The organism is Mesorhizobium sp. M0715, assembly GCF_040320355.1.
Lineage (GTDB): Bacteria > Pseudomonadota > Alphaproteobacteria > Rhizobiales > Rhizobiaceae > Mesorhizobium.
The window spans coordinates 43,494-59,032 of sequence record NZ_JAMYPL010000016.1 but is presented as its reverse complement, the minus strand read 5'-3'; the positions used below and the strand labels follow the sequence as shown (position 1 = coordinate 59,032).

General features: G+C 64.3%; 15 protein-coding genes. 6 read left to right on the top strand and 9 right to left on the bottom strand.

The features are described from left to right. Window positions 1-113: 113 nt before the first annotated feature. Entirely contained in the window at window positions 114-548 is a 435-nt protein-coding gene (locus NKI21_RS19390; RefSeq protein ID WP_013530999.1) for a hypothetical protein, read from the bottom strand. A gap of 434 nt (window positions 549-982) precedes the next feature. Between NKI21_RS19390 and NKI21_RS19385 the strand changes: the two genes are divergently transcribed. Further along, window positions 983-1,870, top strand: coding sequence for a dienelactone hydrolase family protein (locus NKI21_RS19385; protein WP_023813104.1), 888 nt, complete (start codon window positions 983-985; stop codon window positions 1,868-1,870). Window positions 1,871-1,880: 10 nt separating this feature from the next. Here the strand turns inward: NKI21_RS19385 and NKI21_RS19380 are convergent, their stop codons facing one another. Beyond that, window positions 1,881-2,789: an EamA family transporter gene (locus NKI21_RS19380; RefSeq protein WP_352866812.1), complete on the bottom strand. Its 909-nt coding sequence runs from the start codon at window positions 2,787-2,789 to the stop codon at window positions 1,881-1,883. A gap of 89 nt (window positions 2,790-2,878) precedes the next feature. Here NKI21_RS19380 and NKI21_RS19375 point away from each other — a divergent pair, with 89 nt between their 5' ends. Further along, window positions 2,879-3,358 (top strand): Lrp/AsnC family transcriptional regulator, encoded by a 480-nt coding sequence (locus NKI21_RS19375; protein WP_352442261.1) that lies wholly within the window; start codon window positions 2,879-2,881, stop codon window positions 3,356-3,358. Between the two features lie 16 nt (window positions 3,359-3,374). Here NKI21_RS19375 and NKI21_RS19370 read toward each other — a convergent pair whose 3' ends face one another. After that, on the bottom strand, window positions 3,375-3,572 hold the full coding sequence (locus NKI21_RS19370; RefSeq protein ID WP_013531006.1) for a hypothetical protein: 198 nt from the start codon (window positions 3,570-3,572) through the stop codon (window positions 3,375-3,377). 234 nt (window positions 3,573-3,806) lie between these two features. Then, window positions 3,807-4,286, bottom strand: a complete 480-nt coding sequence (locus NKI21_RS19365) for a thioesterase family protein (RefSeq protein WP_352761659.1) — start codon at window positions 4,284-4,286, stop codon at window positions 3,807-3,809. Window positions 4,287-4,388: 102 nt separating this feature from the next. Here NKI21_RS19365 and NKI21_RS19360 point away from each other — a divergent pair, with 102 nt between their 5' ends. After that, window positions 4,389-5,801 (top strand): FAD-binding oxidoreductase, encoded by a 1,413-nt coding sequence (locus NKI21_RS19360; RefSeq protein WP_352776019.1) that lies wholly within the window; start codon window positions 4,389-4,391, stop codon window positions 5,799-5,801. A gap of 119 nt (window positions 5,802-5,920) precedes the next feature. Continuing rightward, on the top strand, window positions 5,921-6,442 hold the full coding sequence (locus tag NKI21_RS19355) for a hypothetical protein (RefSeq protein ID WP_352866809.1): 522 nt from the start codon (window positions 5,921-5,923) through the stop codon (window positions 6,440-6,442). Window positions 6,443-6,468: 26 nt separating this feature from the next. On the opposite strand, the gene NKI21_RS19350 is transcribed toward NKI21_RS19355, so the two are convergent. Then, the gene (locus NKI21_RS19350; protein WP_352866805.1) at window positions 6,469-7,455 is read right to left on the bottom strand and encodes a Dyp-type peroxidase; all 987 of its coding nucleotides are present in this window, start codon (window positions 7,453-7,455) and stop codon (window positions 6,469-6,471) included. Window positions 7,456-7,586: 131 nt separating this feature from the next. Between NKI21_RS19350 and NKI21_RS19345 the strand changes: the two genes are divergently transcribed. Beyond that, complete coding sequence (locus NKI21_RS19345) at window positions 7,587-11,549, top strand: AsmA family protein (RefSeq protein WP_352442265.1); 3,963 nt, start codon at window positions 7,587-7,589, stop codon at window positions 11,547-11,549. Between the two features lie 34 nt (window positions 11,550-11,583). On the opposite strand, the gene NKI21_RS19340 is transcribed toward NKI21_RS19345, so the two are convergent. From NKI21_RS19340 to NKI21_RS19330, 3 genes are all read right to left on the bottom strand, one after another. After that, entirely contained in the window at window positions 11,584-12,465 is an 882-nt protein-coding gene (locus NKI21_RS19340) for an RNA polymerase sigma factor (RefSeq protein WP_128303531.1), read from the bottom strand. 16 nt (window positions 12,466-12,481) lie between these two features. Next, a complete protein-coding gene (locus tag NKI21_RS19335) occupies window positions 12,482-12,787 on the bottom strand; it encodes a hypothetical protein (RefSeq protein WP_128303532.1) in 306 nt (101 codons plus the stop codon). A 126-nt stretch (window positions 12,788-12,913) separates the two neighbouring features. Further along, complete coding sequence (locus tag NKI21_RS19330; RefSeq protein WP_352866801.1) at window positions 12,914-13,351, bottom strand: MarR family winged helix-turn-helix transcriptional regulator; 438 nt, start codon at window positions 13,349-13,351, stop codon at window positions 12,914-12,916. A 156-nt stretch (window positions 13,352-13,507) separates the two neighbouring features. Between NKI21_RS19330 and NKI21_RS19325 the strand changes: the two genes are divergently transcribed. Then, window positions 13,508-15,310 (top strand): chloride channel protein, encoded by a 1,803-nt coding sequence (locus tag NKI21_RS19325; RefSeq protein ID WP_023813095.1) that lies wholly within the window; start codon window positions 13,508-13,510, stop codon window positions 15,308-15,310. On the opposite strand, the gene NKI21_RS19320 is transcribed toward NKI21_RS19325, so the two are convergent. After that, window positions 15,307-15,531: a ribbon-helix-helix domain-containing protein gene (locus NKI21_RS19320; RefSeq protein ID WP_128306086.1), complete on the bottom strand. Its 225-nt coding sequence runs from the start codon at window positions 15,529-15,531 to the stop codon at window positions 15,307-15,309. The genes NKI21_RS19325 and NKI21_RS19320 overlap by 4 nt on opposite strands. Between the last annotated feature and the right edge of the window lie 8 nt (window positions 15,532-15,539).

The window sequence follows — 15,539 nt, the reverse complement described above, 5'->3', positions numbered from 1 at the left end:
CAGAGGTCGCGCCGCCCCTCATCTGTGCCGGTGTCTTTCCCCGTATAGTGACGGGGAGAAGTGCCCGACTGGGCGATGAGGGGCGGCAAATCTTCCGATCGACCCGTTGTCGATCAGCCAATCCCTAGATGACCCTTCAGGCTGGGCACCGAGCCGAGCACCTTGTTGGTCAGGTCGGGGCCGGCGGCGGCTTCGGCCTGCTGGATCAGCGTTGCACCGGCCTTCTGGATTTGCGCCATATCGAGCCCGGATGCTTTGAGCGCGGCGATGCCGTTGATCAGCGCGCCGGCCTTCTCGCCGAGAACGCCGCCAAGCGCGCCCTGCAACGACGACAGAAAACCGCCACCGCCGGCCGGAGCGGCGGCCATGACGTCATATTGATGGGCGAGGTCGTCGGCGCCGGGGATCTTGGCGAAGAACGCCGAGGCGCTTGTGCCTTCCGCCTCGTGTTCGAGCACCGAGAAAATGGTGCCGACGACTTTCTCCGTCGTCGCCTGGTCGAGGCCGGCCTTCTGCGAAACGGTGTTGACGATGTCCTGGACGTTCATAGCGTCACCTCAACCCTGGTTTTTCGTGTTGCGGTTCCGCTCAGCGCGGACCCTGATCAACGATCGTCTGCCTGCGTTCAGAACCATCGAGCACAGGGCCAAAGCGACGGCCGCCGCAAGGACGAGCGCGCTGGCGAGGATCGGGGAAGGCATGGTCATGGTCATCGCTTCCTTCTGGGTTTGACGTGTAGGCACGCGGTCAAGATACCGTCGATAGCCACCTTCCCTCACGATTGTGGCAGCGCCAGCAGGATTTATCGCCAATGACCAAAAAGTGATGACACGGCCGTGCATGGCACCGGCTTTACTGCCGGGACGCGGCCAGCGGCCTACGCCCTGAGGCAATCGGCGGCCGCGATGAGTGCTCGACTGGACCATGCCGGCTTGGTCCCTATGTAGCTGGCAATTAAAGCCCGAAGCAGAGGACCCGATCCATGACGAAACCCGACGCCAAGCCCGCCATCACCCAGGCGATGATCGACGCCTATGACGAATATACGCATCTGACGCTCGATCGCCGCCGGTTCATGGAGCAGTTGACCCGGCTTGCCGGATCGGGTGCGGCGGCCGCCGCGATCGCCCCGCTTCTGGCGGCAAATTCGGCGCAAGCGGCTGTTGTCGCCGACAACGATCCGCGGGTGAAGGGCGAGGACATCAGCTATCCCGGCGGCAGCGGCGAAATGAAGGGCTATCTGGTCAAGCCGGTGGACAAGGCGGGCAAGCTCGGCACGGTGATCGTCGTGCATGAGAACAGGGGGCTCAACCCGCATATCCGCGATGTGACGCGACGCGTGGCGCTGGAGGGGTTCGTGGCGCTGGCGCCGGATTTTCTGTCGCCGCTCGGCGGAACGCCAACCGATGAAGACAAGGCGCGCGACATGTTCGCCAAGCTCGATCCGGCGCAGACCATCGCCGACGGTGTTGCGACCGTCGCTTTCCTCAAGAGCGACAAGGACGGCAACGGCAAGGTCGGCGCCATCGGCTTCTGCTGGGGTGGCGGCACGGTCAACATGCTGGCCATCAACGCCCCCGATCTCAGTGCCGGCGTTGCCTATTACGGCATGCAGCCGAAGGCCGCCGATATGTCCAAGATCAAGGCGGCCTTGCTGCTGCACTATGGCGGACTGGACGAGCGCATCAATGCCGGCATCGACGCCTTCAAGAAGGAACTCGACGCGGCGCATGTCGAATACACGGTCTATGTCTATGAAGGCGCCAACCATGCCTTCAACAACGACACGTCGGCAGCGCGCTACGACAAGAAGGCGGCCGACCTGGCCTGGGGCAGAACGATCGCCTTCCTCAAGCAGAAACTGGCATAGGGGCGTCCGTCTAATCCGTGTTCGCCGGCTTGTGGAAGGCGACGCCGGCGGCCACAAGCGCAATGCCGAGGCAATCGGTAAAGCTTGGAATCTGGCGCAGCACGACGACGCCGATCAGCGTCGCGGTGACGGGCAGCAGCGACAGCATCAGCGCGAAGCTGGCGCGTGGCAGCCGCGACATGGCGAGCTGGTCGCAGATGTAGGGGATAACCGACGAGCAGATGCCGACGCCGATGGCGGCGAGCAGCAGCGGCGGCGAGAAAAAGGCCGGCAGCGCATCGGTGAAGCCGATCGGCAGCACGACCACGAAAGCGATCGCCATGGCGGCACCCAGGCCGGCAATGCCGCTGCCTGCGCCTGACGCGGCGACGCGGTGGCCGAGCACGATGTAGCCGACAAACAGCGCGCCGTTGAGGAAGGCCCAGAACAGCCCGATGGGATCATCGGACCATTTGACGTCGATGAGCAGCAAGGTGCCGGTCACCGCGACGGCAAGGGCGGCAAGATTGCGCGGGCTCCTGAGGCCGACCACCGCGACGCCGATGGTGCCGACGAATTCGATCGCCGCCACCAGCGAGATCGGTAGGCGGTCGAGCGCCAGGTAGAACGAACAGTTCATCACCGCCAGACAGGCGCCGAAGGCCAGCAACAGCAGCCTTGTCGAGCGATCGGCGCGGGCGAAGGTTCGCCATGGGCGGGTCAGTGGTGCGAAGATGAGTGCTGCCGTGGCGATGCGCAGCCACGCCATGCCGAGCACGCCGACATGCGGGAAAAGCAGCACGGCGAAAGCCGGCCCGAGATAGTGGAAGACGGCGCTGACGCCGAACCAGACATGCGGCGGCAATTTTTCCGTCAGCCTGCCGAGGGTGGGATTGCCGGGGGCAGGGTCTGCTGTAAGAGCTTGCGTTTGATCATCCATCGGATCAGTATCGCAGGCATATTTGCCGGTTTATATGAGTGATGATGGGCTCGTCTGGGGAGAGTTCTCTCGGAAGCAAGGAATTTCCTATGAAACGCCTTCGAACTGAAAGTGCCGATCTCGATGCCGCCGACATGAAGATCCTGCGTCTGCTGGAAAAGGACGCGCGCACCAGCACGGCGGAGCTGGCACGCTCGGTCGGCCTGTCGGCGCCGAGCGTGGCAGAGCGCATCAAGCGGCTGCAGGAAAGTGGCGTCATCGAGGCCTATTCGGTCAGGATCAACCCGGCGGCACTCGGCCTGCCGCTGTCGGCATGGCTGCGCATCCGGCCGGTGCCGGGGCAACTGGCCGTCGTGGCCGAGATCATCCGCGAACTGCCGGAGATCGTGCAATGCGATCGCGTGACCGGAGAGGATTGTTTCGTCGCGCTGGCGCATGTCGGCTCGGTGGCCGACCTCGAGCGGGTGATCGACCGCATTATTCCCTACGCGATGACCAATACGGCGATCATCCAGTCGTCGCCGGTGGTGGCGCGCTCGGCCCTGGCGGCATTGAGGCGCCAGGCTTGACGTACAGGGAGAGGACCTATGCGTGGCCGCGCTTCATGCGCGCCTGCTTCAGGATGGCACGCCAGCGGATCATGTCGAACGGGATCGGCTCGTTGTTGTTGGCGATGTGGAAGATCTCGTTGTTGACGTTCTTGAGCGAGCGCCAGAAATCATAGTCGGTGATGCGCGGATCGGCAGCCAGCCTGTCCACCTCGACCTTGATGTCGGTTTTCATGCACTTTCCTCGAACCGGCGCCGCGCCGCCCGTGTCGCTACCTCGATGCGGATCGTTTTCGACCGACCCGCTGAGTCGCGCAACGGCTCAAATGGCTTGTTCCCGTTAAAACCTTGGTAAGGTTAACGCGGGCGCGGAGCTGCTTCAAGCGCCGGCGTCGGTGGATGGGAGAGTTCCGCGATTTTAGATTGCCGGTGTGGCTTTGAAGCCGGGACGAGACGTGTCGGCTTCCCCCTATTTGCGTTTGATGCCGATCGAGCGGCCGGCCCGTTCCGGCATCGGCAGTGCCGAATGGGCGGCGCGCATGGCTTCGACCCTGGCCAGCACATCGGTGGGGAAGGGCGCCACCTTCGGCCCGGACATGTCGACATGCAGCGAAAGCGATTCGGAAGTCGCGGCCAGCCAGCCGTCGACATGGCGGATTTCCTGATAGGCCCGCAGCCGCTTGTCGTCGTGGTCGATGAGCTGGAATGAGACCGTGACCTTATGCTCGAGATGCAGCTCCTGCACGTAGCAGACATGGACTTCGGCCGTGTAGATGGTGAGGCGACGATCCCTGGCATAGTTCGGTCCCATGCCCATTGCCTCGAAGGCGTCGTCCGAGCAGCGGTCGAACAGCACGTTGTAATAGGCCATGTTGAGATGGCCGTTGTAGTCGATCCAGTCCTTCTCGATGTCCATGGGTTTTGAGACGAAGGGAGTGGGGATGGGCATCGAAACTTCCTTGTTCTGGTGCTGGACAGAGCGTGGCTCCGGAGACTACGCATCCATAGACGCATAACAAGCGTGGACGCTGGTCCATTCGCGGAGGAATTCATGGCTCTGAGCGACCTCAACCCGGTCGAACGCAACGAGGAGGGCATCGCCGCTGTGCTCGGCATCCTCAAGCAGCAGCTTGGCGAGCGATTCCAGACCGGCCAAGCCATCCGCTCGCAGCACGCGCACACCACCACCTATATTCCGACGCAGGCGCCGGACGGCGTCGCGTTTCCCGAGACGGCCGCCGAGGTGCAGGAGATCGTGCGGGCCTGTGCCGCGCACCGCGTGCCGGTGATCGCCTTCGGCGTCGGCTCCTCGCTGGAGGGTCACACCAACGCACCGGGCGGCGGCATATCGGTCGACACGTCGCGCATGAACCGCATCCTGGCGGTCAATCCGCAGGACCTCGACTGTACGGTCGAACCCGGCGTCACCCGCGAGGACCTTAATCGGCATCTGCGCGACACCGGCCTGTTCTTTCCGATCGATCCGGGCGCCAATGCCTCGCTCGGCGGCATGGCGGCGACGCGGGCGTCCGGCACCAATGCCGTGCGCTACGGCACGATGCGCGAGAACGTGCTGTCGCTGACCGCCGTGATGGCCGACGGCGAGACGGTGACGACCGGCAAGCGCGCGAAAAAGAGCTCGGCCGGCTATGATCTGACGCGGCTGCTGGTCGGCTCGGAAGGCACGCTCGGCATCATCACCTCGCTGACCTTGAAGCTGCAAGGCATCCCGCAGGCGATCTCTGGCGGCGTCTGCCCGTTTCCGAGCGTCGAGGCGGCCTGCAACGCGGTCATCGCGACGATCCAGATGGGCATCCCGGTGGCGCGCATCGAACTGGTCAACGCGCTGCAGATGCGGGCGATGAAGAACTATTCGAAGCTCGACTATCCCGAAAGCCCCTGCCTGTTCGTCGAGTTTCACGGCAGCGATGCCGGCGTTGCCGAACAGGCCGAGACCTTTGGCATGATCGCGGAAGAGAATGGCGGCGGGCCGTTCCTGTGGACCAGCGTCGCCGAGGAGCGCACCAAACTGTGGAAGGCCAGGCATGACGCCTACTGGTCGTCGCTGACGCTACGGCCAGGCGCCAAGGGGCTGTCGACCGATGTCTGCGTGCCGATCTCGCGCTTTGCCGAATGCGTCATGGAGACCGAAGCCGACATTGTCGAGATGGGCCTGATCGCGCCGATCGTCGGTCATGCGGGCGACGGCAATTTTCACGTTCTGGTGCTGATGGATGTGAATGATCCGAAGGAGATCGCACTGTCGGAAAAGTTCGTCGCGCGGCTCAACATGCGGGCGATCGCCATGGACGGCACCTGCACCGGCGAGCACGGCATCGGCCAGGGCAAGATCGGCTTCCTGCGCCATGAACTCGGCCACGGCGTCGACATCATGCGCACGATCAAGCAGGCGCTGGATCCGCTCGATATCATGAACCCGGGCAAGATATTGCCGGGGGACTAGGCGAGTCCTCCAGCGCAAGGCCGCAGGCGGCTCGTCTTGACCATGCCACCATTCGGGCCGAGACTTCGCCGAGCAGCGAGGCCTGAAACCAACAGGCGTGCCAGCGGAGGAAAAGTGTCATGGCGATTTCACGCAAGGACGAGGCGCGTGCGCTGAGCGCCGACGAACAGGAACTGGTGGAGAAGTCGCACCATCCGGCGGTGCAGGAGCTTTCCGACGGCGATCTTGCCGGTCTGGTCAAGCTGTTGCGGGAGCGGCGCGACAAGGCGCAGACCGAAACGCATCGGCGCCGCCGCGAAATGCGGGGCAAGGGAGCGCCGAAAGGCGCTGCGCCCTCAAAGTCCGATGGCGGTTCGCAGGTAAAGCTGGCGGTGCTGGCCATGGCGATGCGGCGGCTCAATGGCGAGGCCGAACGGCGGCGGCAACTGGCGGCTCGCGTTTCGCTGGTTGGGAATGCGCGCAAGGCGCTGGCCATGAAGCAAAATGCGCCGGCGGACGGTCCCGCGCTCAATTCGCGGACGGCTCACAAGGGCATGCGCGCCGTGGCCAACAAGCGGGCGCCGAAGCTGGTCCGGCCGGCGGAACTCGGCCGGCAGCGCAAGGCGGGCAAGGTGGCGCAAGCGAAGCGCGACGCACGCTGATCCTCGCTGATAGAGGCCGCCAGCCTTTACCGGGCGGCGGGAAGCTTCTCCTGCGCGCCCTCGACAAGCGCCTGCAGCATGGGGCGGGTTGGCGCGAAGAACGTTGTGCCGGTCTGCGGCGTCGAGAAATCGAGCAGGCGGTCGTAGGCGCCCGGCGGGTCGCCGATATACATGCGCTGCAGCATTTTTTCGGTGACCCAAAGATATCTGGAATAGCCGATGAAGTAGGTCCCGAACTCGTTCTGTCCGGGCCTGCCGAACGGCATGTTGTCGCGCAAAATGTCGTACTCGTTGCCATCGGCATCCTCGATGGTGGCCAGCGACTTGTGCGATTTGCGCGGCGCGTCGTCATCGTCGATTTCGATGTTGTCGATCTTGGTGCGGCCGATGATCGCTTCCTGCTCGGGCGTCGGAATGCGCGCCCAGGCCTGCATGCCGTGCAGATATTTCTGGACGACGACATAGCTGCCGCCGGCGAAGTCGGCGTCTTCATCGCCGACGAGCGCAGAGGCGGGCAAATCGAGGCCGGTCGGGTTGGCGGTGCCGTCGACGAAGCCGAGCAGGTCGCGCGCATCGAAATAGCGAAAGCCGGAAACCTCGTCGACGACGCTCACGCCGTCGCCGAGATTGTCGAGCAGAATGCGCTCGAACTCGAAGCACATGTCGGGGCGTTCGGAGCGGATGTGGAAGAGAAGATCGCCGGCGGTCGAAGGCGCCGAATGAACGGATCCCTTGATCGGCGCAAACGGTTTCAGTTCCAGCGGCCGCCGATCTGGAGAAAGACGATCCCAGAGATCGCGGCCGATGCCGGCAATGCACGAAAGCCGCCCGGAAAGATCGCGGAACCCGACGGTTTTGACGAGATCGTCGAGCCCACCAAGCACGGAGGCCACCTTGGCGAGCGCGGTCTGCTCGCCGGCGACGGTGACGACAAGAAAGACCGCCGAAAGCGACAGCGGAGCGTCGACGCTTTGCGCGTCGATCGGCACGCGATCCCAGTTCTTCCCAGACATCCGAATTCTCCGCTTTGCGAGGATTTGTTTCAGATCATCCGGGATCGCGCAACACTGGATGAATTGCCTCTTTATCGACACGCGGATGCGGGTAGAGTGCGGCAGAATTTCAATCAACCCATTCGGAGCTGATGCTCGCACGCCTGTTCGTGATCTTTGGTGGCCTGTTCGTGCTGGTGCTATGTGCGGCGCTGGTGGTGCCGTATTTTGTCGACTGGACAGGCTACCGCGCCCAATTCGAGCGCGAGGCGAGCGCCATTCTCGGCCGCAAGGTGACTGTGCAGGGCGACGCCACGGCAAGGTTGTTGCCGTTCCCCTCGGTGACCTTCTCGAATGTCGCTGTCGCCGGCGGCCCCAATGGCCAGCCGGCCATGACCGTCGAGACGTTTTCGATGGATGCGGAACTGGCGCCCTTCCTGCGTGGCGAAGTGCTGATCTTCGACATGCGGCTGGTGCGGCCGAAAGCGACCATCGACATCGCCAACAATGGCACGGTCGACTGGGCGATGCGGCCGTCCTCGCCCTTCGACCTCAACCAGATCTCGATCGAGAAGCTGACGGTGACGGAAGGGCAGATCGAACTGCGCCATGCCGCCGGCGGGCGCAGCCATCTGTTTTCCGAGATCAATTCAACTATCTCGGCCAAATCGCTGGCCGGGCCATGGCGCATGGACGGCACGCTGCGGCTGGACGGGTTGCGCACCGCGGTCACCGCGTCCACCGGCAAGGCTGAAGGCAACGGGCAGATGCGGCTGCGGCTGAAGGCCGATCCGGACGCCTATCCGCTGGTCATCGAAGCCGACGGCAATGCTGGCATTGTCAATGGCGCTGCCGTCTATTCCGGCCAATTCAAAATCTCCGGTGCGGACAAGAACAGCGCCGAGCTGCGCAGCACCGACGGTGAGACGGTGAAGGTTTCCGCCGGCAAGCCCGATCCGGGCTTTCGGCTGAACGGCAAGTTTTCGCTCGACCACCAGAAGTTGGGCGTCGACGAATTCCGCTTCGAGACCGGGCCGCTCGACAACCCCTACACCGCCGATGGCAAGGCTTCTGTCGATCTCGGGCTGAAACCGAGTTTCGCCATCGAGGCCAATGGCGCGCAGGTGCAGTTCGACGAGGCGGTGGGCGCCGAGGCCGGCGCCGGCCTGACGCTGGACCAGCGCATCGCGGCGTTTGAGCAGGCGCTGCTCGACATGCCGAAGCCGACTATCCCCGGCACCGTCGAGGTCAAGCTGCCGGCGGTGGTGGCCGGCGACACCACGGTGCGCGACGTGCATCTTTCCGCCGAGCCGGTCGATGGCGGCTGGTCGGTGAAATCGCTTGCCGCGACCTTGCCCGGCCGCACCACGCTGGAAGCCGATGGCATGCTCGTGCTCAATTTGGAGGGTCATTTCGGCTTCAACGGCTCGCTGCTGCTGGCCGTGGCGCAACCCTCCGGCTTTGCCGCCTGGCTGTCGAAGGATGTCGACGAGGCGATCCGCCGTCTGCCTGCCGCCGGCTTCAAGGCCAAGGTCGACCTCTCGCAGAAGCGCCAGGCCTTCAGCGATCTCGAATTGATCCTGGGTAAGGCGAGGTTTTCCGGCCGCATCGATTCCAGCCAGCCCGACGATGCCAAGCCCTCAGTGCTGATGCGTCTCGAAGGGGGCGACCTCGATGTCGACGGGCTGGCGGCCTTCGCCTCGATCTTCGTCAGCGACAAGGGCGCCAATCGCTTTGCCGACCGCGACCTCGATTTCCAGATCAAGGCAGGGCCGGTCAACGCTGGCGGGTTGACCGCGGATACCGTCGACACGGCGCTCAGGCTGCGCGACGGGCTGCTCGAAATCGACCGGCTGTCGGTGGGCGGGCTGGCCGGCGCCTCGATCAGCGCCACCGGCAGGATCAAGGATTTCCCGGCGAGCCCGACCGGCAAGCTCGATGCGTCGGTGGTTGCCGTCGACCTGAAGCCGCTGGTCGACGTCGCCGCCCAGCACTATCCCGACAGTGCCGTGCTGAAAGGGCTGGCGAGCCGCGCCGCTGCCTATCCCGAGCTGTTCCAGGATGCGCGTGTCGACCTGGTAGCGAGTGCGGCCGACAATGGCGACGGCACCACCGGCCTGGCGGTGAGCGGACAAGGCAAGGCCGGCGGCTCGGCCTTTTCCGCATCGCTGTCGGGGAAGGGGGTGGTGGACAAGCTTCTCGAAGCGCCGGTGGCGCTTACCTTCAACGCCAAGAACCCTGACGCCACCGCGCTGCTGGCCCTTTACGGCCTGCCGGCGCTGCCGCTCGGCATGCTGGGCGAGGCAAGCACCGACATTCAGGCCAAGGGAACGCTGGGTGGCGGCCTGGCGACGAATTTCAGCCTTGCCGGCAACGACTTCAAGGCTGGTTTCGAAGGCACGATCGCCGATACGCCGCAGGGCTTCGCCGCCAAGGGCAAGCTCAGCCTCGATGCCGCCGACATCGAGCCATGGCTGATGACGTCAGGCATCGGTCTGCCCGGCATGGGGGCGGGCATGTCGACGTCGCTCGCCGCGCAGGGCGACTATGGCAACGGTCTGCTGGTGCTGGACGAACTCAGCGGCGCCATCAACGAAGCGGCGGTGTCCGGCGACGTCAATATCGATGTAAAGAACGGCGTGCCGCATCTGGCTGGGGCGCTGGCGCTCGACGAACTCGACCTCGATCCCATGGCGGTGGCGCTGTTCGGCGATTCCGCCTTTCTTGCCGACAAAGACGGGACCGACAAGGATGGGGCAGGCAAGGGTGGCGTGTGGCCGGCGACACCGTTCAGCCAGAAATCCAGCCTGCCTTTCACCGCCGACCTCGACCTGACCACGGCAGCACTTGCCGCCGGGCGGTTCGCCACGGCCTATGACGCCGCTTTTTCGCTCAAGCTCGACCAGGAAGGCATCCGCGTTTCGGATCTCAAGGCGAAATTGCTTGGCGGGGCGCTCAGCGGCCTGTTCGAGCTGAAGAACAATGACGGCACCGGGCTGTTCACTGGCCAGATGAAACTGGCGGGCGCCGATCTGGCGACCGTGCTGCCGGATGCCGGCATCAGCGGCATCGGCGACTTCTCGACAGCGCTGTCAAGCAGCGGCAAATCGGTCGAAGGGATGGTGGCCGCCTTATCAGGCTCCGGCACTGCGGCGTTGAAGGGCGTGAAAGTTGCTGGCGTCAATCCAGATGCGTTCAGTGCGTTCCTCGTCAAGGCGGATGCGATCGGGCGTGACATCGATGCGGCCAAGACTGCCGGCTTCGCGCCTGACATCGCCGCTGATGGCAGTCTAGCCGCCAAAGACACCGACATAGCCTTCACGGTTGCCGGCGGCACGCTGCGGGCGCCGCCGGTCAGCCTGGAAAATCCGGCGGCGACCTTGTCCGCCGACGTCACGGCGGATCTCAACGCGGCCACGGTGTCGGCCAAGGGTGCGATCACCTATCGGCCTGGCGACGAGGCGCTGGTCGGCTCCGAGCCGGTCGTGAATTTCACCGCCGAGGGGCCGTTCGGCGCGGTGAAACGAGAGTTCGACAGTGAGCCGCTGGCGCAGTTCCTGACCCAACGCGCGCTGGAAAAGGAACAGCAGCGCGTCGAGGCGATGCAGGCCGCGCTGCTCGAAAAGCAGCGGCTTCGGCGCGAGGTCCGCTACTACGCGGCGCTGCAGATCGAACGTGAGAACGCCGCCGAGGAATTGCGCAAGCAGGAGGAAGCAGCACGGCTGAAAGCCGAGGCCGACGCCAAGGCAAAGGCCGAAGCGGACGCGCAGGCGAAAGCCGAAGCCGACGCCAAAGCTCAGGCCGACGCGGAGGCGAAAGCCAAGGCCGACGCCGATGCCAAAGCCAAGGCGGATGCGGACGCCAAAGCCGCTGCCGAACAGCAGGCCGCCGACGAGGCGGCCAAGGCACAAGCCGAGCAGGCGCGGCAGAAGGCGGAAGAGGCGATGCGTATCGCTTCGCAGGAAAAGGCAAGGCTCGAGGCTGAACGCAAGGCCGCGCAGCAGGCTCCGAAGGTGGAGCGTGCGCCGCCACCGGAAGCCAATGACAATCCGCCGCCGGCCAAGCCGAAGTCCAATCCGTTCACGATCGACAATCTGCTGAAGTCGCTGCGGTAGGCAGTAGGGGAGGCCTTTCCGCCCCGAGACCGTTTCAAAGAACGAACAGTTCGGCACCGTCGGTGGTGTAGCGGGCGTGGCGAAAATCGCGGATGGCGGCAAGCCTGCCGTCCTGCCAGGCCAGCAGGATGAAATAGGTGGGGCGCCCTGTTGGGTCATTGGGATCGCGGACGAGGACTGCTGGCCTGTCTTCGACGAAGCCGAGCATAAGATGCCAATCCTGCACGCGGGAATAGTTGCTGAAGTAGGTGGCGACCTCCTTGCGGCCATTCAGCCGCGCCCTGGCCACCAGTTCCAGCCGCACCTCATCGGCCAGCATGTCGCGCACCGCATCGAAGTCGCGGGCGTTGAAGCGGTCGATGTAAGCGTCGAGCAGCAGACGTTGCGCGGCGCTCAGTCTCGGAACAGGACGGTCGTCCGGTTCGTCCGCAAGATTGCGCAGTCGGTGGCGGCCACGATGCAGCGCCGCCTTGATGGCGGGGATGCTGGTATCGAGCGTGGCGCTGATTTCCTGCAGCGAATAGCCCAGAACGTCCATCATGATGACGCTGCTTCGCTGCGTGACGGGAAGGCGCATGAAAGTGTGCAGGCTGGCCGCGGCGGCCTGACGATCGGCGGTGGGATTGGCCGGGTCGACGATCATATCCGGGTCCTCATCGGAAAAGGCCTTTTCGCGGGCTCGCCGGCGCAGAAAGTCGAGCGCAGCATTGTGGGCAATGCGAAACAGCCAGCCCTCCGGGTTGGCGATCGGGCCGGCATCCGGCAGCGCCTCGAACGCCTTGGCCAGGGCTTCCTGCAGCACGTCCTCGCCGTCGATGACCGAGCCGGCCATGCGGGCGCAGTAGCGGTGCAGTTTGGGACGCATTTCGCCGAACAGGCGGTCAAAAGGCTCGCGGATCTCGCCAGGAATGTTCATGCACCTCTGTTTGCCGTTACTGGTCCAGCATCCGGTAGTGGCCCACCACGGTCATTTCCTCGCGCTGCGGACGCTCGATCAAGCGATCCCTGATGCCGCTCTGGAAGGCCTCGAATGCCGCCAGCCCGGTGATGATGTCGGCATGGGCCTCGGTTTCCGTCTCGACCAGATGGACAAAGGTCCCGTCGTCGGACCGCCATGTCATGTAGCGAACACCTTCCGGCGACTTTTCCCGCAGCTCCTGGAACACGGCCTTGACCAGCCGTTCATTCTCATCGGTCCGTTCCGGTTTCGTCTTGTAGCGTATCAGGTGGCGTTTCATCGCGTTTTTTCCTCTTCGTGCCCTGCGCTTTGCGGGCCGCTTACGTCCGAGACGTTGTGGCGAAGCCAAAGGATTCGGGAGGCCGGGAAAATAGTTCGGTGCCGTTTTCGTGCAAGGTCTGGAGCCTTACGCATGGTCCCGATCGAGCAGCCGGCGCAGCATCGGTTCGATGCGTGAAAGCTCGTCGAGATGTGCCGCCGACAGCTCGGCCAGGCAATCGTCGGCGCGCTCGGTCAGTTGCAGCAGCACGCGGCGGTGGTCGTCCTTGTCCTGATTTCTGGCGACCAGCCCTGCTTCGCAAAGGCGGTTGACCAGTTCGACGGCGCTGTGGTGGCGGATGCGCAGGCGTTCCGCGAGATCGCCAACCGTCACCGGGCCGCCGCCGGGGAATCCCTTGATCGCCAGCAGCGCCTGATGCTGGCGCGGGGTCAGGCCGGCGTCTTCCGCCTGGACCTGGCTGAATTCGAGGAAGCGGCGGATCAGGTAGCGAAACTCCGATAGCCACTGGTAATCGGCTTGGCTGATGGCGGGGCGTGATTTTTGTGGCTGCGACATATCAGACATGTGTTCGTTTTCCGGCGAAAGCTCAAACGGATTTCGGGCGAAACCGGCTTGAATATTTATATCGTGTTACGATACATATCCACCAACAAGCCCGGCTGGCCGCTTCGACCGTGCCGCATCTCAGACATACGGCGCGCCGCCAGGAAGCAAACTGCCATGAAGACCCCTCACTCGAACCCGGAGCATCTGCGCGATTTCACCACGGATGCCAGGGTGCTGTTCGTCGCCGCCATTGCCGTGGTGGTGGCGACAGCTGGACTGGTTGCCGGCATCGCGCTTTTGAAGCTGATCCGGCTGGCCACCAACATCGCCTATTTTGGCCAGTTCACGCTCGCCGATCTGAAGCTCGAGGACACGCCGCTGGGCTATGCCTCCGTCATCGTCCCTGTGATCGGTGCGCTGATCATCGGCCTGATGGCGCGCTTCGGCAGCGAGAAGATCCGCGGTCACGGCATTCCCGAAGCCATAGAGGCCATCCTGCTCGGGCGTTCCAGACTCGACGCCAAGGTGGCGATCCTGAAGCCGCTGTCGTCGGCGATCTCGATCGGCTCCGGCGGACCGTTCGGCGCCGAGGGCCCGATCATCATGACCGGCGGCGCGATCGGTTCGCTGATCGCGCAGATGCTGCCGGTCAGCGACAACGAACGCAAGACGCTGCTGGTGGCCGGTGCTGCGGCGGGCATGACCACGGTGTTCGGAACCCCGATCGCCGCCATCATGCTTGCGGTCGAACTGCTGCTTTTCGAATGGACTCCGCGCAGCTTCATCCCGGTGGCGGTCGCGGCTGTTATCGCCGAGGTGGAGCGCACCATGCTGCATCTGCCCGGACCGATCTTTCCGTTTCAGGGCGGCATGGAGGTGTCCTTTGTCGGCCTTGCCGGCTGGGTGGCGATCGGCGTTTGTGCAGGACTTTTGTCGGGGCTGCTGACGCAGATGGTCTATGCCTGCGAGGACGGTTTTCAGAAGCTGCCGATCCACTGGATGTGGTGGCCGATGCTTGGCGGACTGGTGGTCGGCATCGGCGGGCTGATCGAGCCGCACGCGCTCGGCGTCGGCTATGACAACATCACTGACATGCTGGACGGCCGCACCGTCGCGACGGCAGCACTCCTCCTGCTGGTGGTGAAGGCGATCATCTGGTCGGTAGCGCTCGGCTCGGGAACGTCGGGAGGTGTGCTGGCGCCGCTGTTGATCATGGGCGGGGCCATGGGCGCTGTGCTCGCCGGCGTTCTGCCTGCCGCGGATCCGGGTTTCTGGGCGCTGCTGGCGATGGCCGCCACCATGGGCGGCACGATGCGTGCGCCGCTGACCGCCACGTTCTTCGCCGTCGAACTGACCGGCAACACGCATATGCTGGTGCCGCTGATTGCTGCCTGCGCTGCGGCGCACGCCGTCACCGTGCTTCTGATGAAGCGATCGATCCTGACCGAAAAGATCGCCAGAAGGGGACATCATCTGGTTCGCGAATACCGCGTCGACCCTTTCGCCCTGACCAGGGTGCGCGAGGTGATGACGTCACAAGTCGAAAGCGTGCCGGCGACGATGACGCTGCATGGCGCGGCAGCGTTCCTGACAGCGCCGGAAACACGGCATCCGAGTTTCCCGGTGGTCGATGAGCGCGGCCATGTGCTGGGCCTCATCGATCCGCCGGCGATATTGCGCTGGAGACGCGCCGGCACGCACCGCACCACCACGCTTGGCGAACTGCTGGCCGGCAGCAAGGTGACGCTGGCCTATCCGGACGAATATCTCGAAGGCCTCTCCGACAAACTGCTGCTGGCCAACGTCTCTCATCTGCCCGTCGTCACTCGCGAAGGCTCGTTGCTGGTCGGCTATGTCGGCTGGAAGGATTTGATGCGCGTGCGGTCCAGGAAACAAGCCGAGGAGCGCGAGCGTTCGACCTTGCTTGGCTTCGGCACCAGACACACGAAAAAGAACGACGCCGTCGAAAGCCTTTAGATTCTCTCTGCGTGCTTCGCCCACTCCAGCACATAGAGCCTCAGCGCCGAGGACAGGTTGGTGTCGCGGGGCCGCGTCTCGTCGACTTCGGCGACAAGCGCAGCGAGCGTCAGCTCCCTGGTCGCCGCGATCGCGACGAGGTCCTCATAGAAGGGCTTTTCAAGCGAGTAGCTGGTGCGGTGACCACGAATGGTCACCGAGCGCTTTTCGACCGCGCTCACTGGTGACA

Bases quoted from the DNA above. Each gene is read 5' to 3' on its own strand.
- NKI21_RS19340 (WP_128303531.1), bottom strand. From the start codon at position 12,465: ATGAACATTCCTGGCGAGATCCGCGAGCCTTTTGACCGCCTGTTCGGC.
- NKI21_RS19375 (WP_352442261.1), top strand. From the start codon at position 2,879: ATGAAACGCCTTCGAACTGAAAGTGCCGATCTCGATGCCGCCGACATG.
- NKI21_RS19355 (WP_352866809.1), top strand. From the start codon at position 5,921: ATGGCGATTTCACGCAAGGACGAGGCGCGTGCGCTGAGCGCCGACGAA.
- NKI21_RS19335 (WP_128303532.1), bottom strand. From the start codon at position 12,787: ATGAAACGCCACCTGATACGCTACAAGACGAAACCGGAACGGACCGAT.
- NKI21_RS19345 (WP_352442265.1), top strand. From the start codon at position 7,587: ATGCTCGCACGCCTGTTCGTGATCTTTGGTGGCCTGTTCGTGCTGGTG.
- NKI21_RS19385 (WP_023813104.1), top strand. From the start codon at position 983: ATGACGAAACCCGACGCCAAGCCCGCCATCACCCAGGCGATGATCGAC.
- NKI21_RS19390 (WP_013530999.1), bottom strand. From the start codon at position 548: ATGAACGTCCAGGACATCGTCAACACCGTTTCGCAGAAGGCCGGCCTC.
- NKI21_RS19350 (WP_352866805.1), bottom strand. From the start codon at position 7,455: ATGTCTGGGAAGAACTGGGATCGCGTGCCGATCGACGCGCAAAGCGTC.
- NKI21_RS19330 (WP_352866801.1), bottom strand. From the start codon at position 13,351: ATGTCTGATATGTCGCAGCCACAAAAATCACGCCCCGCCATCAGCCAA.
- NKI21_RS19380 (WP_352866812.1), bottom strand. From the start codon at position 2,789: ATGGATGATCAAACGCAAGCTCTTACAGCAGACCCTGCCCCCGGCAAT.
- NKI21_RS19370 (WP_013531006.1), bottom strand. From the start codon at position 3,572: ATGAAAACCGACATCAAGGTCGAGGTGGACAGGCTGGCTGCCGATCCG.
- NKI21_RS19325 (WP_023813095.1), top strand. From the start codon at position 13,508: ATGAAGACCCCTCACTCGAACCCGGAGCATCTGCGCGATTTCACCACG.
- NKI21_RS19360 (WP_352776019.1), top strand. From the start codon at position 4,389: ATGGCTCTGAGCGACCTCAACCCGGTCGAACGCAACGAGGAGGGCATC.
- NKI21_RS19365 (WP_352761659.1), bottom strand. From the start codon at position 4,286: ATGCCCATCCCCACTCCCTTCGTCTCAAAACCCATGGACATCGAGAAG.